We start from the raw sequence: 21,678 nt of genomic DNA, 5'->3' as shown, positions 1-21,678 counted from the left end.
CAACGCCCGTCAGGAGAGGACTGCCCAGACGATCTTCCCTTTTGGTGAGAGCGCCGACCAGCCCCAGCGGAGGCTGACCGAGTCCACGATGTGCAGGCCCAGACCGCCCACATCGAGCGGCCCGCCGTACCTCAGGACCGGGACCTTCGGCCCCGGGTCGGTGAAGGCGCAGGTCACCAGGGCGCCCCGCCGTACCAGTGACATCTGTACGGCAGGCGGAGCCGACCCGAGCGACAGGCCGTGCCGTAAGGCGTTGGTGGCCAGCTCGGAGACGACGAGCTCCATGGTCTCGATGACGCCCTCCAGCCCCCAGCCGGCGAGCACGCCGGAGGTGAAGCTGCGGGCGCTGTGGACCGAGGAGGCGTGCGGCGGGAGGGCGAAGGTGGCGCTCGCGACCGGCCCCGGAGGGTGTTCCAGGAGGTCACGGGCGGCTTCGGGCCACCAGCCGACCGGCGGCCACCAGTCGAAGGTGGTCCAGGTGGAGCTCGTGGACTGCACGACGATCATTCTGATGCAGAATGTCGTGCATGTGCAAGATCGGATGCACGTGCAGAAGCCCGGTGCATTCGCTACGGTTGCCGCAGGAAAAAGGGAACTGCGGGGGAAAGGAACCCTTCCTGGCAGACTATTGACTCAGGACCGACTAAGGAGCAGCACGTGTCCATGGATCCGCCGGGAACCGGTTCGACCGTTCGGCGCATCATGCTCGGAGCCAGCCTGCGCCGACTGCGCGAGAGTGTCGGGCTGGAGCGGGACGAAGCCGGATTCCACATCAGAGCGTCGGCGTCGAAGATCAGCCGCATGGAGCTCGGACGTGTCGGCTTCAAGACGCGTGACGTCGAAGACCTGCTCACCCTGTACGGCGTCGTCGACGGCGCCGAACGCCGCGCGCTGCTGGAGATGGTGCGCGAGGCCAACACCCCGGGCTGGTGGCACAAGTACTCCGACGTCCTGCCGCAGTGGTTCACCACCTACGTGGGGCTGGAGGAGGCCGCGGCGCTGATCCGCACCTACGAGGTGCAGTTCGTCCCCGGCCTGCTCCAGACCGCCAACTACGCCCGGGCGGTCTACCAGCTCGGCAACCCGGACAAGACTCCCGACCAGATCGAGAAGCTCGTGCACGCGCGCATGCAGCGCCAGCAGCGCTTCACCCAGAAGGACGGCCCGCGCCTGTGGGCGGTGATCGACGAGGCCGCCCTGAAGCGGATCATCGGCGGGAGGCAGGTCATGGCCGAGCAGCTCCAGCACCTTCTGCACGTCGCGACCCTTCCGCACATCACCATCCAGGTGATGCCGTTCAAGTTCGGCTCGCACGCGGCCGAGGGCGGCGCCTTCAGCATCTTGCGCTTCCCCGAGTCCGACCTGTCGGACGTCGTCTACGTCGAACAGCTCTGGGGTGCCCTGTACCTGGACAAGCGTGAGGAGATCGACCCCTACCTCACCGCCATGGATCAACTGTGCGTGGAGAGCACCACGCCGGGCGGCACCGTCGAGCTCATCGACCGCCATCTCAGAAAGATGTAGATGAAGCACACCTACAACGGCATGCCCGCCACCGACCTGCAGCAGGTCGACTGGCGGAAGAGCCGCTACAGCAACTCGCAGGGCAACTGCGTGGAGCTCGCCGAGCTCCCCGACGGCGGGATCGCGGTCCGCAACTCGCGCTTCCCCGAGGGCCCCGCGCTGATCTATACCCGCGACGAGATCCGGGCCCTGGTGCTCGGGGTCAAGGACGGCGAGTTCGACAGCCTCCTGGTGTGACCCTGTCCGCGGCCGGCGCGGAAATGCGGAGTTAACCTCCGGCGGATCCGTTAACGCGGATGCGCCGGAGGCGTAACCGGTCAAGATCGGACGCCGGGCACCATCGATCCCATGCTCGACCAGATGACTCTCTACCCGATCGCCGACGACGTGCTGATCGCCCCGGGCGGCAAGGTCGTCGTCCGCACGTACGGCATCGCCGCCGACCCCGCTGGAATCGCTTACCGGACCTGGGTCACCGGCCTGCGGGACCAGCCGCGCTACTGGCACTGGGGCCGGTTCGAGGAGGCCGCCTCCGGCCACCGGCAGGTCCTGGACTGGCTCACCGGACGGGGGCCGCAGCCGATGGTAGCCTAGCAATCGCTTGGTATTACCTGGCGAGGAGGCCCCGTGCGCCGCGGCATCTACCTGATCGAAGAAGTCGACTTCCGGCCCATGAACGCCCGCCGGCCCCTCGACTACCTGGACTGGCTGACGCGTTACAAGCGCGAGGACCGCGAACGCGCCACCCACGCCCTGACCAGCGGCATGTCGATCCGCTCCCGCGACATCGACCTGGCAGGAGCCTTCTACGCCGTCGGCATCACCGGGCACCGCCAGTTCAAGGTGATCACCCTGTGGGAGTGCCACGGCGGCTGGGAGGGCGGCTGGCGGCAGATGATGGAGATCTACGACCGGGTCGACGACAAGCTCTTCCTGTCCGACATCGACGACCTGCGCTTCTCCGCCGTCTCCCGGCCCCTGGGCTCCGTCCCCGGCACACCCGTGCTGGGGGAGGCGGTCGCGCCGCTCTACCTCTACGAGCGCGCCCGGGTACGGCCCGGCAGCGCCCTCGACTACCTGGAGGCCGTCCGGACCGAACGCGAGCCGGTGCTGCGCGAGCACGGCCACACCCTGGTGGGGCTGTACGAGGTCCTCTTCGCCGACAGCGAGGTGGTCACCCTCTGGGCCGTCTCCCTGGACGACCACCTCGCCACCCAGCGCGCCCGGGACGCCGCCCTCGGGCTGGACGACGAGGTGGAGGGCGACCCGCGGCTGCTGGAATGGGGGCGACGGGCACGCCACTTCCTTGACGGGCCTTGGCGGGAAACCCTCCTGGTCCCCTACCCCGGCTGCCGCCTAGCCCCTGCCCCCTGACCTCCGCTCTCGTCCGGGCCGTGGTCAGACGGGGGCGTTCCAGGTGAGGAGGACGGGCTTGGCGTGCTCGAAGCCCGTGCGGGAGTAGGTGCCGGTGTCCAGGCGGAAGAAGCGCCCGTCCTCCGGCGGAAGGCCGAGCCACCGGGCGGCGAGCACGCGCAGGAAGTGCCCGTGGGCGACCAGGGCGACGGTCCCGGGCTCACGGAGGGCACGGGCGATGACGCGGTCGGCGCGGGCGCCGACGTCGGCGGCGCTCTCGCCGGGCGTCGCGCCAGGGATCACGCCGTCACGCCACAGGTACCAGTCCGGCCGGTCCTCGCGGATGCGGGGCGTGGTGATGCCCTCGTAGCCGCCGTAGTCCCACTCCCACAGGTCGGGGTCGATCTCGTAGTCGGTCAATCCGGCCAGGTCGGCGGTACGCCGCGCGCGGGCGGCGGGGCTGACCAGCACAAGCCCGAAGGTGCGCGCCTTCACCACGGGGGTCAGGGCCCGCGCCTGGTCCTCGCCGTGCGGGGTCAGCGGCAGGTCGGTCCGGCCGGTGTGCCGCCCGTTCTTGCTCCACTCGGTCTCGCCATGCCTGAGCAGCACCATCTCATCCATACCGCCATCATCTACGTCCCGGCGAGTTCCTCCACGACCGGGGTCAGCGCGGGCAGGTCGCGTTCGTGGTGGACGGCGAAGTAGGACACGTCGTGGGTGTCGCGCCAGTGCCGGAGGCGGTCGCGGATGTCGGCCGCGGTGCCGGGGAGCACCTGCGGGGTGCCTTCGAGGGCGGCCGAGCGGGCGGCGCTCCACGGCTCCTCGGGGCGCGGTTCGCCGGCGCGCAGGATGCTGGTGCCCAGTTCGAGGCCCGGGTAGCGGGGGGCGGCGCGGAGCCGGGCCAGCTTGGCGAGGAAGGCGGCCTCGCCGCCGTCGCCGGGGTCGGGGCCGCTGCCGTCGGCGCGGATGCGCATGGTCAGGTGGACGGTGTCGGCCTCGCGGGCGGCCAGGTCGAGCAGGCGCGGCCCGCCGCCGCCGAGCAGGAGCCGGGGCTGCCGGCCGGGCAGGGGCCACTGCTCCAGGCCGTCGACGCGGTAGTGCTCGCCGTGGTGGGTGAAGGGCCCGGGCGTCCAGAGCCCCTTGAACACGATGATCGCCTCCGCCAGCCGCGCCAGCCGCACCCCCGGCGGGTCGTACGGCAGGCCCGCCGCGCCGTACTCGCCGGCCATCCACCCGGTGCCCAGCCCCACCTCCAGCCGCCCGCCGGACAGCAGGTCGAGCGTGGCGGCCTCCTTGGCCAGCACCGCCGGGTGCCGGAAGTCGTTGGCCAGCACGAGCGTGCCGACCTTGAGCCGGGTGGTCGCGCACGCGGCGGCGGTGAGCGCGGCCAGCGGCGCGAAGCGCGGCCCGACCAGGTGGTCGGGAACGAGCAGGACGTCGAAGCCGGTGTCCTCCAGCCGCCGCGCCGCCTCGCGCCAGGCCCGGGCCGACTCGGCCCCGCGCAGCACCGCCGCGAATCTGAACCGCCGCATGAGCGGACTTTACCAAGCGCTTGCTACGAGCAACACTGGGGCGCATGGAGATGCGCCGGGTCACCGAGGCCGAGGCCGCCGCCTTCGACCGCGACGGCTGGGCGCACCTGCCCGGCCTGGTGGATCCCGCCACCGTCGCCGACCTGGCCGAACGCGCCAGGGCCCGGCTCGCGAGCCGTACCACCCGCCACGCGGGCCGGGTGGAGGAGGCCTTCGGCCAGTCCCGCGACGTGGCCGCCGAGGACGAGCGCTTCGGCGCGGTGATGACCGCCTTCGGCCCGAGCGCGGTCGAGCTGCTGCACGGGGTGGCCGCGGTCCGGGTCCAGGTCAGCAACCTGCTGGTCAAGGAGCCGGGCGAGCACGGCGAGACCGCCTTCCACCAGGACTTCCCGTGGATGCCGATGGACCGCTCGGCCATGCTCACGCTGTGGCTGGCGCTGGTGGACGTGCCCGCCGAGATGGGCTCGCTGCGCTTCTTCACCGGCTCGCACACCCGCGGGCTGCTCGGCCGCAGCTTCCTGCGCGCGGGCGACGACCAGCTCAGCGTGCATCCCTGGCTGCGCGAGCACGACCTGTCGCCAGCCCTCGACCTGGCCGCAGGGGACGCCACCGTGCACCACTCGCTCACCGTGCACGGGGCGCCCGCCAACCGGCTGGGCCGGGCCCGGCTGTCGTTCACCGCCACCTACTTCGACGCCGCGACCCTCTACACCGGCGCGCCGTACGCGCAGACCGACGGGCTCGGCCTGACGGTCAACGAGCCGTTCGAGCACGAGAGGTTCCCGTGCCTGAGACCGTGAGGGGTCCCGTCGCCGACCTCGGCGCCACGCTCATGCACGAGCACGTCTTCGGCCTGAGCCCGGAGATCCTCTGGAACTGGCCGGACATCCCCGAGCAGCGCGACGTCGAGCAGGCGGCGGCCAAGCTGGAGGCGCTCCGGGCCGAGGGCATCGACACCATCGTCGACCTGACCGTGGTCGGCCTGGGCCGCTACGTCCCGGCGGTGCAGGAGGTGGCCGCGCTCACCACGGTCAACATCGTCGCCGCCACCGGCCTGTACACCTACGACGCGCTGCCGCCGTACTTCGGCAACCGCGGCCCCGGCTCGCTGTTCGGCGGGCCCGAACGGCTCGCCGGGTTCTTCGTCCGCGACCTCACCGAGGGCATCGGCCGCACCGGCGTGAAGGCGGCGATCCTCAAGTGCGCCACCGACCGCCCCGGCATGACGCCCGGCTGCGAGCGCGTCTTCCGCGCGGTGGCCGAGGCCCACCTGGCGACCGGCGCGCCGATCAGCACGCACAGCCACGAGCCCGGCGGCCTGGAGCAGCAACGGCTGCTGGCCGCCTGCGGCGTGGACCTGAGCCGCGTGATCATCGGCCACGCCGGTGACTCCACCGACCTGGCCTACCTGGAGGAACTGCTGGCCGCGGGCTCCTACCTGGGCATGGACCGCTTCGGCCTGGACGCGATCACGCCCTTCGAGCAGCGCGTGGCCACCGTCGCCGCGCTGTGCGAGCGCGGCCACGCCGGCCGGCTGGTGCTGGGTCACGACTCCTACTGCTTCAACGACCGCTTCGACGCCGAGGTGGTACGGCGGCGCCACCCGAACTACCACCTGCTGCACCTCACCCGCGACGTGCTGCCCGAGCTGCGCCGGCGGGGCGTCACCGCGGAGCAGATCGACCAGATGCTCGTCGCCAACCCGCGAAGGATCCTCGGATGGACTTCGACGTCACCGCCGCCTGGCACGTCGCCTCGCCGTACGCCTTCCTGAGCCGGCTGCGCCGCGAGCAGCCGGTCTTCTCCAGCGAGCACCTGGGCGCGTACGTGCTGACGCGCTACGCCGACGTGCGGGCGGCCTACGGCGACCCCCGCCGGTTCTCCTCGCGCGGCTCGCTGACCATCTCCCGCAGCCTGACCGAGGAGACCCGGGCGAAGCTGGGCGAGCACGGCTCGTTCCTGTCCAGCTTCGTGGCCAACGTGGACCCGCCCGACCACACCCGGCTGCGCCGCTCGGTCTCGCGCGCCTTCACCCCGCGCGCGGTGGCGGCGCTGGAGCGGGAGTTCCGCCGGCTCAACGAGGAGCTCCTGGACCGCGTCGAGCCGCGGGGCGAGGCCGACTTCGTCACGGACCTGGGTCACGAGCCGTCGGTCCGGCTGACCGCCCGCTTCATCGGCGTCCCCGCGGCCGACGAGGCGTTCGTGCAGGCCAGGGTGAAGGACTGGTTCCAGCTCTTCCTGTCGCCCCAGCCCGCGGAACGGCAACTCGAGCTGGCCGGGAGCTTCCTGACCTACCTGGACTACGTGGACCGGCTGGTGGCGCGGCGCCGGGCCGAGCCGCGCGAGGACTTCGTGACCCTGATGACCCGCAGTGGGCTGGCCCACCGGGAGGTCGTGGAGCTGATCTCCACCATCCTGCTCGGCGGCAACGACACCGTGCCCAACCAGCTCGGCAACAGCGTCCACCGGCTGCTGCGCGAGGGGCTGTGGCCGGTGCCGGACGCGCTGCTGGCGGGGGCGGTCGAGGAGTGCATGCGCATCGACGGGGCCTCGCTCGGCTCCTTCCGCTACGCCGCAACCGACGTCGAGCTGCACGGGGTGACCATTCCGCGCGGCTCGCTGGTGCTGCTGTCGAGCGACTCGGCCGGGCACGACGAGAGCGTCTTCCCCGACCCGGAACGCTTCGTGCCCGATCGGCCCAACGCCGACGCCCACCTGGTCTTCGGCTACGGCATCCACTTCTGCGTAGGCGCCGCGCTGGGCCGGTTGCAGCTTCGCACCGCCCTGGAGGTGCTGGGGCGGCGCCTGCCGTACCTGCGGCTGACCGGGGGAGCCCCGAGCTACCGCAGGTCGCTGGTGGGACGCGGGCTGACCTCGCTCCCGGTCGCCTGGACCAGGACCTGAGCCGCCCCCGGCCTCAGCGGACCGGCTCCTTGAGCAGGGCCAGGGCCACGCCGCCCATCCCGGCGACCATGATCGCCCACGGCACCGCGGCCAGCAGCGTGGACAGACCCAGGATCCAGGGCAGCGGCACCAGCACCGGCGCGATGACCAGCGCGATCGCCGCCCAGGCCGGCGCGCTGCGGCCCAGCAGGGCCGCCAGGCCGAGCAGGAGCAGGCCGAGCATCGCGGCGAACCAGAGCATGCCGAGCGGCGAGGTGGGCAGCCCGTCGACGTAGACCTGCTCGATCCTGGTGATCGTGGGCACGTCGAGGCCCGCCTTGTGCGCGGCGTAGATGAGGTCGTCGCTGTCGGTGGAGATCGGGACGGCGAGGCTGAAGGCCAGGATCGTGCCGACCAGGCCGAGCACGGGCCGCCCGGCGCGGGCGACCTTGGAGACGGCCAGCAGCGCCGGGATGATGGTCAGCGCGCCGAGCGCGGCCAGCCAGGCGGTGGCCGGGTAGCTGCCGGCGTGGTCGACCAGGGCCTGCACGTAGGCCTGCCCTTCCGCGGTGGCCTGGATGGGGCTCAGCAGCAGCCCGGCCAGGATGGTGAGCGGCGAGACGAAGGCGCAGGCGATCATCGCGTACCGGGCGAAGGTGTCGGCGCCCGAGCGGGGAGTGGTGGCGAGACCAGTCATGGTACGAGCGTCGGCCGCCCGGAGCCGGCCTGCATGAGTAGGCCATACTCATTCTGTGGAACCGATTTCGGTGGGACTGATCGGGGCGGGGCCCTGGGCCGAGGACGCGCACGCGCCGATGCTGAAGGCGGGGCCGCACACCAGGCTGGCCGGCGTCTGGGCCCGGCGGCCAGAGGCGGCCGCCCGGCTCGGCGCGCCCGTCTTCGAGCGGCTCGACGAGCTGTTCGAGCACTGCGAGGCGGTGGCCTTCTGCGTGCCGCCCGGCGTCCAGGCGGAGCTGGCCGTCCGCGCCGCCCGCGCGGGCAAGGCGTTGCTGCTGGAGAAGCCGCTCGCCGACACTCTGGACAACGCGGTACGGCTGGCCGAGGTGATCGGTGAGACCGGTGTGCCCTCGCAGATGATGCTGACGCTGCGCTACGCCGCGCCCACGCGCGAGTTCCTCAAGCAGGCCGGCGCCGTGCGCCCCTTCGGCGGCAACGCCCTGGTCGTCGGCGGCCTGCTGCGGCACGGCGGCGCCTACGCCACCCCGTGGCGGCTGCAGCGCGGCGTCCTGCTCGACGTCGCCCCGCACTCGCTCGACCTCATGGACGCCGCCCTGGGCACGATCACCGGCGTGCGCGCCCGCGGCAACACGCTGGGCTGGACCGGCCTGCTGCTGGAGCACGAGGGCGGCGCGCTCAGCGAGATGTCCCTCACCATGGCCGCCGGCACCTGGACCTCCCGCTACGCCGTCTTCGGCGCCGAGGGCAGCGCCGAGTTCGGCGGCTACGACGGCGACGACCCGCTCGACGTGATCGCCGCCGAGTTCGCCGAGACCGTACGGCGGGGCGGCGGCCACCCCCTCGACGCCCAGCACGGTCTCCACCTGCAGCGGATCATCGACGACGCCGAGAAGCAGCTCTTGACGTAAGAGTATTCCGGAGAATTGATAGCGTTTGTCCGACGCGCAGAGTTGCAGCGAAGTCCGGTGGGAATCCGGCGCTGTCCCGCAACTGTCATAGCCAGGTCGCCTGCCTCCGCGCTGACGTCATCAACCCTCGTGGAAAAGGGTGATCCGTCGACATCGACGCGGGTCTCTCGGTTCCAGCAGTGAAAGGACTACTCGTGAGGCCCGTAGGAAAGGCTTTCGCGGGTGCGATGCTGGGTGTTCTCGCTCTGGCCGGTTGCGGTCAGAGCACGGGCGCACCGGCGTCCAGTACCCCCGCCTCCGCACCCTCCGCTTCCGCGCCGGCGGCATCCGGCTCCGCCTCCCCGCAGGCCGAGGCCGCCTTCCCGGTGACCGTCGAGGCCGGCAACGGCCAGGTCACCATCGCCAAGCGCCCCGAGCGCATCGTCTCGCTCTCGCCCACCGCGACCGAGACCCTCTTCGCCATCGGCGCGGGCCCGCAGGTCGTCGCGGTCGACGACCAGTCGAACTTCCCCGCCGAGGCGCCGAAGACCGAGCTGTCCGGCTTCAAGCCGAACGTCGAGGCGATCGTCGCGCACAAGCCCGACCTGGTCGTCGTCGCCAACGACACCGACAAGGTCGTCGCCGAGCTGACCAAGCTCAGCATCCCGGTCCTGCTGGAGCCGGCCGCCACCAAGCTGGAGGAGGCCTACGACGAGATCGCCGACCTCGGCGCCGCGACCGGCAACCCGGACAAGGCCCAGCAGACCGTCACCACGATGAAGACCGAGCTGGAGCGCCTGGCCGCCGAGGCGCCCAAGGACAAGAAGCTCAGCTACTACCACGAGCTCGACCAGACGCCCTACGCCGCCACCTCCACCACCTTCATCGGCCAGGTCTACAGCCTGTTCGGGCTGGAGAACATCGCCGACAAGGCGCCCGACGCGGCCGGCGGCTACCCGAAGCTCTCGGCCGAGTTCGTGGCCCAGGCCGACCCGGCGCTGATCTTCCTCGCCGACGTCAAGTGCTGCCAGCAGAGCAAGGACACCCTGGCCAAGCGGCCGGGCTGGAAGAACCTGTCGGCGATCAAGAACGACCAGGTGATCCAGCTCGACGACGACATCGCCTCCCGCTGGGGCCCGCGCGTCGTGGACCTGGCCAAGGCCATCTCCGCCGCGGTGGGCAAGGCCGCCTGAGCCGATGAAGGCGACGAGAGCCCGGTTCGTCCCGGTCGCGGCGACGTCCGTCCTGCTCCTGGCGACCATGGTCGCCGGGCTGCTGGGCGGCGCGGCGGACATCTCGCCCGGGCAGGTCGTCGTCCAGGCGCTCGACTGGCTGCCCCTCGTGGACCTCGACTCCGGGCTCAGCCCGGTCGAGCAGGGGCTGCTGTACGAGCTGCGGTTGCCCAGGGTGCTGATCGCGGCCGTGGTGGGCGGGCTGCTGGCCATCGCGGGCGCCGGCTACCAGGGAGTCTTCCGCAACCCGCTGGCCGACCCGTACCTGCTGGGCGCGGCGGCCGGCGCGGGACTGACGGTGACGCTGGTCATCGTGATGGTGCCGGACCCGTCGTTCGGCATCCCGCTGGCCGCCTTCCTCGGCGCGCTGGGCGGGGTGCTGCTCGCCTACGCGCTGGGCAACACCGCGGGCCGCGCCGGCGGCACCGCCACCCTGGTCCTGGCCGGGGTGGCGGTCACCTCCTTCCTGACCGCGATCCAGACCTTCCTCCAGCAGCTCAAGGTCGAGCAGTTGCAGCGCATCTACTCCTGGATCCTCGGCGACGTCGGGGGCGGCTGGGACCAGCTCACGCTGGTGCTGCCCTACGCCGCGCTCTCGGCGGTGGTGCTGCTCCTGCACGGCCGCACCCTCGACGTGCTCTCGGTGGGCGAGGAGGAGGCGACCAGCCTGGGGCTGAACGCCGCCCGGGTGCGCCTGATGGTGCTGCTCGCGGCCTCGCTGGCCACCGCCGCCGCGGTCGCGGTGAGCGGGCTGATCGGCTTCGTCGGCATTGTCGTGCCGCACGTGGTGCGGCGGTTGTTCGGCGGCAGCTACCGCGTGGTGCTGCCGCTCTCGCTGCTGGCCGGGGCCGCCTTCCTGGTGGTCGCCGATCTGGTCGCCCGTACCGTGCTGGCCCCGGCCGAGCTGCCCATCGGGGTCGTGACCATGTTCGTCGGCGCGCCGTTCTTCGTCGCGGTGCTCCGCATGACCAGGAAGGTCACGGTGTGATGATCTCCGTCGACGGGCTGTCGGTGACGCTCGGGGAGCGGCGCGTCCTGCACGACGTCCAGCTCCGCGTCGAGCGCGGCGAGTGGCTCGCGGTCATCGGGCCCAACGGCGCGGGCAAGTCCACCCTGCTGCGCGCCCTGATGGGCCTGATCAAGCACGAGGGGAGCGTCACGCTCGCCGGTGCGGGGGCGGGGCCGCTCAAGCCGCGGGCGCTGGCCCGGCTCGTGGCCTACGCGCCGCAGTCGCCCTCGCTGCCGCCGGACATGACGGTGTTCGACTACGCGCTGCTGGGGCGCACGCCGTACATCCCCTATCTGGGGCGGGAGAGCAGGCACGACCGGGAGGTGACCGCCTCGGTGCTGGAGCGGCTCGACCTCACCGGCCTGGCCGGACGCCAGCTCGAGCGGCTGTCCGGCGGCGAGCGGCAGCGCGCGGTGCTGGCCCGGGCGCTGGCGCAGCAGGCGCCGGTGCTGCTCCTGGACGAGCCGACGACCGCGCTCGACCTCGGGCACCAGCAGCAGGTGCTGGAGCTGGTCGACCGGCTGCGCCGGGCCGACGGGCTGACCGTGCTCACCACGCTGCACGACCTCAGCCTGGCCGCGCAGTACGCCGACTCCCTCCTGCTGGTCGCCGACGGGCGCGCGGCGGCCACGGGCCGCCCGGCCCAGGTGCTGACCGAGGCCTTGGTCAGCCGGCACTTCGGCGCGCATGTGAAGATCGAGCCGGGCCCCGACGGGCGGCCCGTCGTGCATCTGGTGAGAGGCGGGCCATGAGGCTGAGCTACCGCGAGGAGGAGGGCGCGCGGCTGGGCGCGCTGCTGTGGGAGTTCGGGCCGGGCCACCGGGCGATCTCCTCGGCCATGCTGGGCGGCGGCATCGGCCCGGTCTCCTGGGTGCTGAACGCCCAGGTGATCGCGGGCTACTCGCGCATGGACCCGGTCGAGCACCTGCGCTCGCTCGGCCCGGCCGAGGGGCCCGGCGTCGGCATGATGACCGCCGCGCACGTCCCGGCCTTCGTCGAGGCCGAGGACGAGGGCGTCACCGCCGTGGCCACGGTCGGGCTGCGCGTGCCGACCTGGGCCGCCGCCCCGCCCGGCGCGGCCGATCCAGAGCTGCGCCCGATGCGGGTCGGGACGATCAACATCGTCGCCGTGCTGCCGGTGGCGATGACCGACGCGGCGCTGGTCAACGCGGTCATGACGGTCACCGAGGCCAAGTCGCAGGCGCTGGCCGAGACCGGTTTCGCCGGCACCGGCACCGCGTCCGACGCGGTCTGCGTCGTGGTGCCCTCGGCGGGGGAGGAGGAGCTCTTCGGCGGGCCGCGCTCGGTGTGGGGCGCGCGGCTGGCCCGCGCCGTCCACCGCGCGGTACGGCAGGGCGCCACCGAGTGGGAGGCGGTCGCGTCCCGGTTCGCCTGATCGGCGCTGTGCGCATTTGTGCGCAGACGGAAAACGTTTACAGGGCCATCCTGGGAGACGTCGCGGGGGCGGAGAGGCCGTCCCTCGCGCCCTTTCCGAAGGAGAGACCCATGAAGAAGCACCTCCGGCTGGCCGTTCTCACCGCCGCCTCGCTCGCCGCGCTCGGCACGCTGGCCACGCCCGGCCAGGCCGCGATGGACACCTCCCAGGCCCGCGTCCAGCAGAGCAACGGCCGCCTGGAACTCGTGTACACCGGGACCGCCCTGGTCAACGCCGTGACCGTCTCCCGTGACGCCTCGGGCGCCACCGTGGTGGACGACTCGGTGGCCATCACCCCGGGCCCCGGCTGCCAGCCCGGCGCCGACGCCACCGTGGTGCGGTGCAGCGCCGGCGTCACCCGCGTCGTCGCCGACCTCGGCAGTGCCAGCGACCAGTTCACCAGCCTGATCGGCCTGACCGGCACGGTCAGCGGCGGCGAGGGCTTCGACACCTTCCACGCCGGCCGCGCCGCCGGCGCCGCCAGCTCGATCCGGTACGTCGGCGGCAACGGCGGTGACACCGTCAGCTTCGAGCAGGCCACCGACCGCGTGGTGGCCACCCTCGACAACGCCGCCAACGACGGCCGCCCCGCCGTCGACGGCCGCGCGGCCGACACCGACAACGCCGAGGTCGAGCACCTCATCGGCAGCCGCTTCGGCGACACCCTGAGCGGCAACGCGCTGCCCAACCAGCTCACCGGCAACGGCGGCGCCGACACCCTGCGCGGCTTCGGCGGCGACGACCTGCTGCGCGCCGCCGACGGGCTGCGCGACCTGGTCCTCGACTGCGGCGACGGGCCGGACCGGGTCGCGTTCGACTCGGGCAAGGAAGAGCCCTTCCTGAACTGCGAGAACCGCTTCCCGCAGTAGGACCGCGTGCCTCACCCGGCGGCCGGCGGCCCCAGCCCGCCGCCGCCGCTGGTCTCCACCACGAAGGCCTCGCCGGCGGCGAAGCGCACGTTGCCCGCCTTGGACGGCAGGCGTTCCAGCCGCCCGTCCAGGTGCCGCTTGAAGAAGCCGCCGGCCCGGCCCGGCAGCCCGCCCTCGCGGCCCGGCGGGGGCAGCCGGAGCCGGTCGCCGCGGGTGCTGACGTGGCAGTCGGCCAGGAAGCGGAAGACCGTCCTGGTGCCCCGCCCGCCGCGGTCGCGCCCGGCGCCGCCGGAGCCGTCGATGGTCTCGACCGACTCCACCACCAGCGGGCACCGGCTCTCCACCGGCTCCACCTGCGGCACCGAGTTGCGGCCGACGCCGAAGTGCACCCCGGTCGCGTCCGGCCCGTCCAGGCCGCGCCGCGCGCCCACCCCGCCGAAGTCGTAGGACAGGTGGATCCAGTACGGCGGGCCGACCGCCGCGACGGAGAACGGCTGCAGGATCCCGCTGGGTGCGATGGCCCGCTCCGGGAGCGCGGTGGACAGCGCCTGGAAGACCGCCTCCATCGCCGCGTAGATCGGCACGAACCGCCCCCCGCACGGGTGCGGCGGCCGGGCGTTCAGCAGCGAGCCCTCCGGCAGCCGGATGTCCAGCGCCCGCAGGCAGCCCTCGTTCATCGGGATCGTGGGGTCGAGGAAGCAGCGCACCGCGAAGACGGCCGCGGCCAGCGACTGCGAGGCCGAGGCGTTGATCGCGGCGGGGACCTGGGGGCCGGTGCCGGCGAAGTCGAGCCGCACCGCGCCGCCGGAGATCTCCACCGCGACCCGGACGGTGTGCGAGCGGTCCAGGTCGAAGCCGTCGTCGTCGATCGGATAAGCCGCCTCGAAGCGGCCTTCCGGCAGCTCGGCGACGGCGGCCCGGGTGCGGGACTCGGCGTGGTCGAGGTAGGCCTCGACGCCCGCGGCCAGGCCTGCCTCGCCGTACTCGGCCAGCAGCCGGTCGAGCCGGGCCGCGGCCACCGCGGTGCCGGCGACCAGGGCGCGGACGTCGCCGATCACCTTGTCGGGGGTGCGGCTGTTGGCGCGCAGGACCGCCTCGATCGCCGGGTCCAGGCCGTCGCGGGTGGCCAGCCGTACCGGGGGGAGCTGGAGGCCCTCCAGGAAGATGTCGGTGGCCAGCGGCGCCATCCCGCCCGCCGACAGGCCGCCCAGGTCGGAGACGTGGATCATCGTGGCGGCGAAGTAGCGCGGGCGGCCCGAGGCCCAGACCGGGCGGAAGACCAGCAGGTCGTTGGTGTGCACGCCGCCCCGGTAGGCGTCGTTCATGGCGTAGACCTCGCCCTCGCGCATCCGCTCGGCGGGGATGTCGCGCAGCAGCTCGGGCAGCGCGGTGCGCAGGGCCATGCTGTTCATCAGCGTGGTGGCCACCGACTGGGCCACCAGGCGGCCCTGGGCGTCCAGGACGGCGGCCGAGGCGTCGGAGCCCTCGACGATGAAGGTGGAGTAGGCCGAGCGCACCACCACGATGCTCGCCTCCTCCGCCGCCACCACCAGGGCGTGCCGCAGCACTTCGGCGGTCAGCGGGTCGGGGGCGGTCACGCGGGCCTCCGGTGCAGGTGGAGGCTGGAGTCGGCGGCCAGGCCGGCCTGCCAGCCGGGAGGGATGACGAGGGTGGAGCCGGGGTCCTCGACGATCGCGGGGCCGCGCACGCCGTCGGCTTCGGCGCGGGTCAGCACCGGGGTGGCCACGTACCCGCCCAGCTCGGGGAAGTAGGCGTCCCGGCGCCGCGCGGCGGGCGGCGGCTGGGGCTCGGCCGCCACGACCGGGGCGGCGGGGAAGTCGCGGGCGAGCCGGACGCGGTAGGAGACCACCTCGATCTCGCCCTCCTGGTCGATGCCGTAGACCTCGCGGTAGCGCGCGCGGAAGCGGGCGGCCAGCTCGGCGCGCGACTCGCTCCAGTCCACCGTGAGATCGTGTGACTGGCCGTGGAAGCGCACGTCCACGGCCCGCGAGACGCTCACGCCCGGATCGTCCAGGCCGACCTCGAGATCGTCGGCGGCCGAACGGGCGAGCTCGGCGAAGATCGCTTCGGGGTCGGCCGCGCCGAGCCGGGTGCGGACCCGGGAGGTGGCCAGCGGCCCGGCGAGCAGCCCGGCGGCGGAGGCCACGCCGCACAGCGGCGGCACGATCACGTGCCCGATGCCGAACCGCTCGGCGATCCGGCAGGCGTGCACCGGCCCGGCCCCGCCGAAGGCGACCAGCGCGAACCCCCTCGGGTCGATGCCCCGCTGCACGGTGACCACGTGCACGGCCGAGGCCATGGCGGCGTTGACGATCTCGTGCACGGCGTGCGCGGCGGCGGCGCGGCCGACGCCCAGCGGGGCGGCCAGCCGGTCGAGCGCCTTGGCCGCCAGGAGCGGATCCAGCGGCAGCGAGGCCGCCCCGAGGTAGCCGAGCACGAGGTCGGCGTCGGTGACCGTGGGCTCCAGGCCGCCCAGCCCGTAGCAGGCCGGTCCGGGCGAGGAGCCCGCCGAGACGGGGCCGACGCGCAACGACCCGGCCGGGTCCAGCCAGGCGATGCTGCCGCCGCCCGCCCCGACCTCGGCCAGGTCGATGGCGGGCGTGCGGATCGGGATGCCGGTCCCGGCCCGCCGGCCGCCGAAGCTGCCCTTGCCGCCGACGTGGAACTCGCGGGTGATCGCGGGCCGGCCGGCGCGGATGACGCAGGCCTTGGCGGTGGTGCCGCCCATGTCGAACGAGACGGCCTCGCCGTACCGGGCGGCCATGAGCGCGCCGGCGGCCGGGCCGGACTCGATGGTGACCACGGCCCGCCGGGCGGCCAGCGGCGCGGAGACGACCCCGCCGCCGGAGTCCATGACGTAGACCGGCGCGGTGATGCCGAGCGCGCGCAGGGCCTCGCCCAGACGGGTGAGGTAGGCGGCCATGAGCGGGCCGACCCGGGCCGAGACGAGGGTGGTGGTAGCGCGCTCGTACTCGCGGATCTCGGGCCAGACCTCGGCCGAGGTCACCACGTGCGGGACCGACTCGCGCAGGATGGCCGCGACGCGCTCCTCGTGGGCGGGGTTGGCGTAGGAGTGCAGCAGGCAGACCGCCGCCGAGGTGAGGCCGCGCGCGGTGATCTCCCGGGCGGCCTGCCGTACCGACTCGGGGTCGAGGGGCACGAGCACCTCGCCGCGGCTGCCGGTGCGCTCGGTGACCTCGAAGCACTCGGCGTCGAGCACCGGGGGAGTGAAGCGCAGGTCGTAGCGGTCCTCCTCGACCCGGGCGTAGCGGCCCAGCGGGATCATCGACCGGAAGCCGCGCGTGGTGACGAAGGCGACGCGGGCGCCGCCGCCCTCCAGGACGGCGTTGGTGGCCAGGGTCGTGGCGTGCACGACGCGGCCGATCCGGGCCGGTTCGGCGACGAGGCGAGTAACGCCGGAGACGATCGCGGCGATGGGATCGTCGGGGGTGGTCAGGACCTTCGCGACCGACGACGAGCCCGTCTCGTCACGCAGGACCACGTCGGTGAACGTGCCGCCGACGTCGATGGCGAGGCCGGCCGAACCGAAGGTCACGGCAGTACGGTAAATCACGTACCAAGCGCTTGTCGCCCTTGACTTCCGCCCATCGGTTGGGACCCTGGTCCTAGGCTCTGCAGGGGAGACAGAGATGGCCCGAGTCACCGCTCTCGCCGCGGGCGCGGCCGCTGCGCTCCTCGTGTGCGCACTGCCCGCCCTGGCGCACGAGCATCCCAGCGGCATCACCGATCTGGTGACCCCGTCGGTCGTACGAGTCGAGGCGAGTCAGCGCGTCGACATCACCCTCTTAGACCACATCGGCGACCTCGTGCACATCGAGCGCAGCTACGAGGTGCCGCTCGGCAGCGGCACCGGCATCGTGGTCAACCCGGAAGGCGCGGTGGTCACCCTCACCCGGGTGGTCAAGTCCGAACAGGACGCAGCGATCTACGCCGCCAACAAGATCTTCGCCGAGCACCACAAGGTCAAGGTGCCGGGCGACTTCGCCAAGCACGAGCTCAAGGACCCGCTGCTCAACCGGCACCTGCAGGCCTGCTACCCGCCCAAGCGCAGCACCGCCACCTGCATCGCCAAGGTGACCACCACGGTCACCGTCTTCCCCAACATCAACCCCCCGGACGCCAAGGGCTTCGCCGCCGAGGTCGCCTCGACCGGCGACAAGCCGGACAGCCCGGCGGTGCTGGTGCCCTCCGGCCGCGCCGACGGCAGCGTGGGCCTGCCCACCGCCCCGCTGGCGCAGAAGGTGCCCGACCAGGAGGGCTCGCCCACCTCGATCGCCGGCTTCCTCGGCAGGCCCTCGCCCACCCTCAAGCTCACCACCGAGATCGCCCACCTGGGCAAGGGCGGCGCCGGCGAGGGCGGCCGGCCCTTCTCCGACCCGTACAAGAAGGTCGACGAGCCGGTGAAGCTGGGCGCCCTGGTCGACAAGGGCATGCTCGGCGCGCCGGTGATCGGCGACAAGGACGGGCACGTGATCGGCCTGCTGATTGGCGGCGGCAAGGACGCCAGGATGATCGGCGTGCGCGAGATCACCGCGGCCCTGAACAAGGCCGGCATCCCGCCGCGGCGCGGCGCGGTCGACGCCGCCTTCGAGCACGCCCTGACCCGCTTCCACACGAAGTACTACACCGAGGCCACGCCCGGCTTCCAGCGGGTGCTCGACCTCTACCCGGGCCACACGGTCGCCGCCGAGCACCTGAAGACCTCGCTGGCCAAGCGGGGCACCGCCGAGGACCAGGGCACCGCCCGGCAGGCGGCCAAGAAGCCGGTCAAGTCCGCGCTGCCGCTGTGGCCGTTCATCGCCGCCGCGGCCGTGCTGCTGGTGGCGGCGCTGGCCGGGATCTTCCTGCTGTGGCGCCGCCGCCGCGCCGCCGCACCCGAACCGGCGGCCCCGCCGCCCGGGCCGGTGCCGCCACCGGTGGCGGCCGCCAGGACGCCCGTCGACGAGGGCGCCCACCAGACGGTCGTGGTCCGCCGCTCGCAGATCCAGGACGCCCTGCAGCAGCACTCCCAATCCCACTCCCAGCCGCAGCCGGTGCTGACCGCGCAGGAGGTCAAGTTCTGTACGGCCTGCGGCATGAAACTGGGCCGGGGCCACCGGTTCTGCGGCTTCTGCGGACATCCCAGCGAGACGTGATGCACTTGAACGAGCGTTCCCTCATCGGCCAGGAGGTGGCTGGCTACTACATCGAGGACATCATCGGCAAGGGCGGCATGGCCGTCGTCTACCTGGCGCTCGACCCCCGGCTGTCCCGCCGGGTGGCGCTGAAGATCCTCAACCCGGTGCTCAGCGTGGACGACCGCTTCCGCCAGCGCTTCATCCTGGAGTCGCGCACCGTCGCCAGCATCGAGCACCCGAACATCATCCCGATCTACGAGGCCAGCGCCGATCCGGGCGGCGTGCTGTACATCGCCATGCGCTACGTCGAGGGCCTCGACCTGCGCCGCCTGATCATCGACCGCGGGCCGCTGCCGCTCGGCCAGGCCAACCAGCTCTTCGCCCAGGTCGCCGCCGCGCTCGACACCGCGCACAACCACGACCTGATCCACCGCGACGTCAAGCCGGCCAACATCCTGGTCGCCGGGGACCACGTCTACCTGACCGACTTCGGCATCACCAAGCACCGCACCTCGATCTCGGGGCTGACGCAGACCGACCAGTTCATCGGCACGCCCCGGTACATGGCGCCGGAGCAGATCAACAAGGAGGTCATCGACGGGCGGTGCGACCAGTACGCGCTGGCGTGCGTGGTCTACGAGGCGCTGACCGGGCGCCTGCCGTTCGAGCGCGACAACGACATCGCGCTGCTGTGGGCGCACCTGGCCGAGTCGCCCGCGCCGCTGTCGCAGCTCAGGCCCGAGTTGCCCCCCGCGGTGGACGCGGTGATGATGCGGGCGCTGGCCAAGTCGCCCGAGCAGCGCTTCGACTCCTGCGGCGAGTTCGTGGCCGCGTTGCGCGACGCGATCAGCGGGCAGGCGCCGCCCACCCGGCCGGTGCCGGCGATCGGCCGGAAGCCGGGCGGCGGGCGGCTGCCGCTCATCCTCGCCTCGCTGGTGGCGGCCGTGGCGGCGATCACGCTGGTCGCGCTGCTGGTGCTGGGCGGGGCGGACGAGCCGGAGTGGACGGTCTACCCGGGCTCGCCGGCCGCGCCGGTGACCTTCGAGTACCCGGCCGAGTGGACGGCCAAGACGCACTCCGACCTGTTCGCGGTGGTCTCGCCGCGGGTGACGGAGTTCGAGCGGCTCTTCGTCGCGGGCGCGACCGCCGACTGGTCGGAGGTCGGGCCGGTCATCTCCGCCGATCCGGAGGCGGCGGCGGGCTTCTACGCGCAGCTCGCCGACACCATCGACACCAAGGCCGACGCGGCGCAGCTCAAGGCCACCCTGGACACGATGCTGCCGGGCGAGGTGGAGATCACCGGCAAGCCGGTGGACGACGCCCTGGGCACGACCCCGGCGCGCAAGTTCGAGGGCGTCATGGTGGACCGGCAGGGCCGGGCGGCCCGGCTGGCCTTCACCGGGTACGTCGTCGAGCGCGCGGGCAAGCGGCTGCTGCTGCTCTACTACTGCGCGCCGACCGCGTGCCGGCCGGCGACCGAGGAGCGCATGCGGGGCAGTGCCAGGCTGACCTGACCGGACGCCGCCCGCCCGGCGTCGATCTTGTACGGCGGGCGGCGGTACTTGCGGCTCACTTGCGGACGGCTTGGCCGGGCTGTCGCCGATTGACCTCGGGGGATTACCCTCCCGCTGTGGGTATTCGCGTCGTCATCGCCGACGACCAGGCGATGGTCCGGGTGGGCCTTCGCATGGTCGTGGACAACGAGCCGGACATGGAGGTCGTCGGAGAGGCCTCCGACGGGCTCGAGGCCGTCTCGGTCGTCCGCCGGACAAGTCCGGACATCGTCCTCATGGACATCACCATGCCGCGCCTCGACGGGATCGCGGCGGCCAAGCAGATCCTGGAGGCCTCCCTCGCCCCCAGGGTCATCATCCTGACCACCTTCGACACCGACGAGAATCTCTACGCCGCCCTCCGGGCGGGCATCAGCGGCTTCCTGCTGAAGGTCTCGCCGCCCGAGCAGCTCATCGAGTCCATCCGGGTCGTGCACACCGGTGAGGCGCTGCTCGACCCGGCGGTCACCGGCCGCGTCATCGCCTCCTTCGCCGGGCGCTACGACCCGGCGCCGCCGCCGCAGCTCGACGAGCTCACCCCGCGCGAGCTGGAGGTCCTGCGCCTGCTGGCCAGGGGCCTGACCAACGCCGAGATCGCCAGGGAGCTGTTCGTGGGCGACGCCACCGTCAAGACCCACGTCGCCCGGGTGCTCATGAAGCTGCGGCTGCGCGACCGCGCTCAGGCGGTCGTCTTCGCGTACGAGGCCGGGGTGGTCCGGCCGGGGGCGTAGAAGCCCGCCCAGTCCTCGTCCGACATGCGGAGGATCTTCATCCCGACGTAGCCCACGGCGACGACCGGCAGCCACCACATGGGCACCATCGCCGGGCCGTAGGGCACGAACATGCTGCCGACGTACCCGGCCGCGGTGACCAGGGGCACCCACCAGCCGACGAAGCCGGAGCGCCAGACCAGGGCCAGTAGCAGCGGCAGCGCGCCGAACATGGCGACCAGTCCAGGGATCTGGAAGGCGATGAGCATGCCGGGCAGGTTCATCATCTCGTCCAGGATCTTCTGGGCCTGCTCCGGCGTGTGGTGCTGCCCGAGCCACCACTCGACCGGGTCGGTCATGAGCAGCGCCGAGGCGCTGATGTAGCCGAGCACCGTGATCGAGCCGATGATCGCGCCGGAGCGCGGGTGGCTGCGCCGGATCAGGTGCATCAGGCCGAGCGCGGCCAGCGCGGTCAGGATCCAGCTCCAGTGGTAGAAGGCCGACTGGAGCTGGGCCAGCGCGGGGTTGTCGCCGAAGCTGACGGCTTCGCGGTCGTCGCCCCAGGTGCCGGGGTCGACGACGACCGCCAGGCCCTGCAGGAGCGGGCCGGCGATCAGCAGGAGGCCGGAGGTGATCCGGCGGAATCGCACATGGTCGGTGAGCACGGTGGTTCCTGACGTCAGAGGGGTTGTCGAACGGGACGTTAATCGCGCGTCCAGGGCGCGGTCGTCCCTCCGGGGGCCTACTCCTCGTCGTCCGCCAGGTGGACACTCTGGTGGAGTTTCCGCCGACTATGTGTATATTTTTCGTCAGATAGCGTCTTCGGCAGGAGA

General features: G+C 72.7%; 23 protein-coding genes and 1 riboswitch. Of the genes, 16 read left to right on the top strand and 7 right to left on the bottom strand.

Annotated elements, in window-relative coordinates:
• Positions 1-9: 9 nt before the first annotated feature.
• Positions 10-507 (bottom strand): ATP-binding protein, encoded by a 498-nt coding sequence (locus AB0I67_RS33870; protein WP_357932092.1) that lies wholly within the window; start codon positions 505-507, stop codon positions 10-12.
• 156 nt (positions 508-663) lie between these two features.
• Here AB0I67_RS33870 and AB0I67_RS33865 point away from each other — a divergent pair, with 156 nt between their 5' ends.
• From AB0I67_RS33865 to AB0I67_RS33850, 4 genes are all read left to right on the top strand, one after another.
• Positions 664-1,524 (top strand): helix-turn-helix transcriptional regulator, encoded by an 861-nt coding sequence (locus AB0I67_RS33865; protein ID WP_357932157.1) that lies wholly within the window; start codon positions 664-666, stop codon positions 1,522-1,524.
• Positions 1,525-1,761: a DUF397 domain-containing protein gene (locus AB0I67_RS33860; protein WP_357932089.1), complete on the top strand. Its 237-nt coding sequence runs from the start codon at positions 1,525-1,527 to the stop codon at positions 1,759-1,761.
• Positions 1,762-1,872: 111 nt separating this feature from the next.
• Positions 1,873-2,118, top strand: a complete 246-nt coding sequence (locus tag AB0I67_RS33855) for a hypothetical protein (protein ID WP_357932086.1) — start codon at positions 1,873-1,875, stop codon at positions 2,116-2,118.
• A gap of 33 nt (positions 2,119-2,151) precedes the next feature.
• Positions 2,152-2,898: a hypothetical protein gene (locus AB0I67_RS33850; RefSeq protein ID WP_357932083.1), complete on the top strand. Its 747-nt coding sequence runs from the start codon at positions 2,152-2,154 to the stop codon at positions 2,896-2,898.
• Positions 2,899-2,922: 24 nt separating this feature from the next.
• On the opposite strand, the gene AB0I67_RS33845 is transcribed toward AB0I67_RS33850, so the two are convergent.
• Positions 2,923-3,498 (bottom strand): histidine phosphatase family protein, encoded by a 576-nt coding sequence (locus AB0I67_RS33845; RefSeq protein WP_357932081.1) that lies wholly within the window; start codon positions 3,496-3,498, stop codon positions 2,923-2,925.
• A gap of 11 nt (positions 3,499-3,509) precedes the next feature.
• Positions 3,510-4,409 carry a TIGR03621 family F420-dependent LLM class oxidoreductase gene (locus tag AB0I67_RS33840; protein ID WP_357932078.1) on the bottom strand — a complete coding sequence of 300 codons (900 nt, stop codon included), beginning with the start codon at positions 4,407-4,409 and terminating at the stop codon, positions 3,510-3,512.
• 44 nt (positions 4,410-4,453) lie between these two features.
• Between AB0I67_RS33840 and AB0I67_RS33835 the strand changes: the two genes are divergently transcribed.
• The 3 genes from AB0I67_RS33835 to AB0I67_RS33825 are packed head-to-tail and all read left to right on the top strand — an operon-like array spanning position 4,454 to position 7,313.
• Positions 4,454-5,209, top strand: coding sequence for a phytanoyl-CoA dioxygenase family protein (locus AB0I67_RS33835; RefSeq protein ID WP_357932075.1), 756 nt, complete (start codon positions 4,454-4,456; stop codon positions 5,207-5,209).
• Positions 5,194-6,183: a phosphotriesterase-related protein gene (locus AB0I67_RS33830; protein WP_357932072.1), complete on the top strand. Its 990-nt coding sequence runs from the start codon at positions 5,194-5,196 to the stop codon at positions 6,181-6,183. The genes AB0I67_RS33835 and AB0I67_RS33830 overlap by 16 nt, the downstream gene beginning before the upstream one ends.
• On the top strand, positions 6,129-7,313 hold the full coding sequence (locus AB0I67_RS33825; RefSeq protein ID WP_357932069.1) for a cytochrome P450: 1,185 nt from the start codon (positions 6,129-6,131) through the stop codon (positions 7,311-7,313). The genes AB0I67_RS33830 and AB0I67_RS33825 overlap by 55 nt, the downstream gene beginning before the upstream one ends.
• 13 nt (positions 7,314-7,326) lie before the next feature.
• Here AB0I67_RS33825 and AB0I67_RS33820 read toward each other — a convergent pair whose 3' ends face one another.
• Complete coding sequence (locus AB0I67_RS33820; protein WP_357932066.1) at positions 7,327-7,989, bottom strand: hypothetical protein; 663 nt, start codon at positions 7,987-7,989, stop codon at positions 7,327-7,329.
• A 55-nt stretch (positions 7,990-8,044) separates the two neighbouring features.
• Between AB0I67_RS33820 and AB0I67_RS33815 the strand changes: the two genes are divergently transcribed.
• The 6 genes from AB0I67_RS33815 (at position 8,045) to AB0I67_RS33790 (ending at position 13,423) form a co-directional block, all read left to right on the top strand.
• Entirely contained in the window at positions 8,045-8,899 is an 855-nt protein-coding gene (locus AB0I67_RS33815) for a Gfo/Idh/MocA family oxidoreductase (RefSeq protein ID WP_357932063.1), read from the top strand.
• Between the two features lie 2 nt (positions 8,900-8,901).
• Positions 8,902-9,022: riboswitch (cobalamin riboswitch) on the top strand.
• A gap of 104 nt (positions 9,023-9,126) precedes the next feature.
• On the top strand, positions 9,127-10,071 hold the full coding sequence (locus tag AB0I67_RS33810; RefSeq protein ID WP_357932060.1) for an ABC transporter substrate-binding protein: 945 nt from the start codon (positions 9,127-9,129) through the stop codon (positions 10,069-10,071).
• A gap of 4 nt (positions 10,072-10,075) precedes the next feature.
• Positions 10,076-11,098 (top strand): iron ABC transporter permease, encoded by a 1,023-nt coding sequence (locus AB0I67_RS33805; protein WP_357932058.1) that lies wholly within the window; start codon positions 10,076-10,078, stop codon positions 11,096-11,098.
• Positions 11,098-11,871 (top strand): ABC transporter ATP-binding protein, encoded by a 774-nt coding sequence (locus AB0I67_RS33800; protein WP_357932054.1) that lies wholly within the window; start codon positions 11,098-11,100, stop codon positions 11,869-11,871. The genes AB0I67_RS33805 and AB0I67_RS33800 overlap by 1 nt, the downstream gene beginning before the upstream one ends.
• The gene (locus tag AB0I67_RS33795; RefSeq protein WP_357932051.1) at positions 11,868-12,515 is read left to right on the top strand and encodes an adenosylcobinamide amidohydrolase; all 648 of its coding nucleotides are present in this window, start codon (positions 11,868-11,870) and stop codon (positions 12,513-12,515) included. Before AB0I67_RS33800 ends, AB0I67_RS33795 begins: the two co-directional genes overlap by 4 nt.
• Positions 12,516-12,625: 110 nt before the next feature.
• Positions 12,626-13,423 (top strand): hypothetical protein, encoded by a 798-nt coding sequence (locus AB0I67_RS33790; RefSeq protein WP_357932048.1) that lies wholly within the window; start codon positions 12,626-12,628, stop codon positions 13,421-13,423.
• 11 nt (positions 13,424-13,434) lie between these two features.
• On the opposite strand, the gene AB0I67_RS33785 is transcribed toward AB0I67_RS33790, so the two are convergent.
• Both AB0I67_RS33785 and AB0I67_RS33780 read right to left on the bottom strand, forming a co-directional pair.
• A complete protein-coding gene (locus AB0I67_RS33785; RefSeq protein ID WP_357932045.1) occupies positions 13,435-15,021 on the bottom strand; it encodes a hydantoinase B/oxoprolinase family protein in 1,587 nt (528 codons plus the stop codon).
• Positions 15,018-17,000 carry a hydantoinase/oxoprolinase family protein gene (locus AB0I67_RS33780; protein WP_357932042.1) on the bottom strand — a complete coding sequence of 661 codons (1,983 nt, stop codon included), beginning with the start codon at positions 16,998-17,000 and terminating at the stop codon, positions 15,018-15,020. Before AB0I67_RS33780 ends, AB0I67_RS33785 begins: the two co-directional genes overlap by 4 nt.
• Positions 17,001-17,094: 94 nt before the next feature.
• Here AB0I67_RS33780 and AB0I67_RS33775 point away from each other — a divergent pair, with 94 nt between their 5' ends.
• The 3 genes from AB0I67_RS33775 (at position 17,095) to AB0I67_RS33765 (ending at position 20,866) form a co-directional block, all read left to right on the top strand.
• Positions 17,095-18,600 carry a zinc ribbon domain-containing protein gene (locus tag AB0I67_RS33775; RefSeq protein ID WP_357932039.1) on the top strand — a complete coding sequence of 502 codons (1,506 nt, stop codon included), beginning with the start codon at positions 17,095-17,097 and terminating at the stop codon, positions 18,598-18,600.
• The gene (locus AB0I67_RS33770) at positions 18,600-20,096 is read left to right on the top strand and encodes a serine/threonine-protein kinase (RefSeq protein ID WP_357932036.1); all 1,497 of its coding nucleotides are present in this window, start codon (positions 18,600-18,602) and stop codon (positions 20,094-20,096) included. Before AB0I67_RS33775 ends, AB0I67_RS33770 begins: the two co-directional genes overlap by 1 nt.
• A gap of 116 nt (positions 20,097-20,212) precedes the next feature.
• Positions 20,213-20,866, top strand: coding sequence for a response regulator transcription factor (locus AB0I67_RS33765; protein ID WP_357932033.1), 654 nt, complete (start codon positions 20,213-20,215; stop codon positions 20,864-20,866).
• Here AB0I67_RS33765 and AB0I67_RS33760 read toward each other — a convergent pair.
• Complete coding sequence (locus tag AB0I67_RS33760) at positions 20,815-21,510, bottom strand: hypothetical protein (protein WP_357932031.1); 696 nt, start codon at positions 21,508-21,510, stop codon at positions 20,815-20,817. The genes AB0I67_RS33765 and AB0I67_RS33760 overlap by 52 nt on opposite strands.
• Between the last annotated feature and the right edge of the window lie 168 nt (positions 21,511-21,678).

It is taken from the genome of Nonomuraea sp. NPDC050310, assembly GCF_040655795.1.
Classification (GTDB): domain Bacteria; phylum Actinomycetota; class Actinomycetes; order Streptosporangiales; family Streptosporangiaceae; genus Nonomuraea.
Note: the sequence above shows the minus strand (reverse complement) of the source record. Positions and strands in the feature narration are given on the sequence as shown.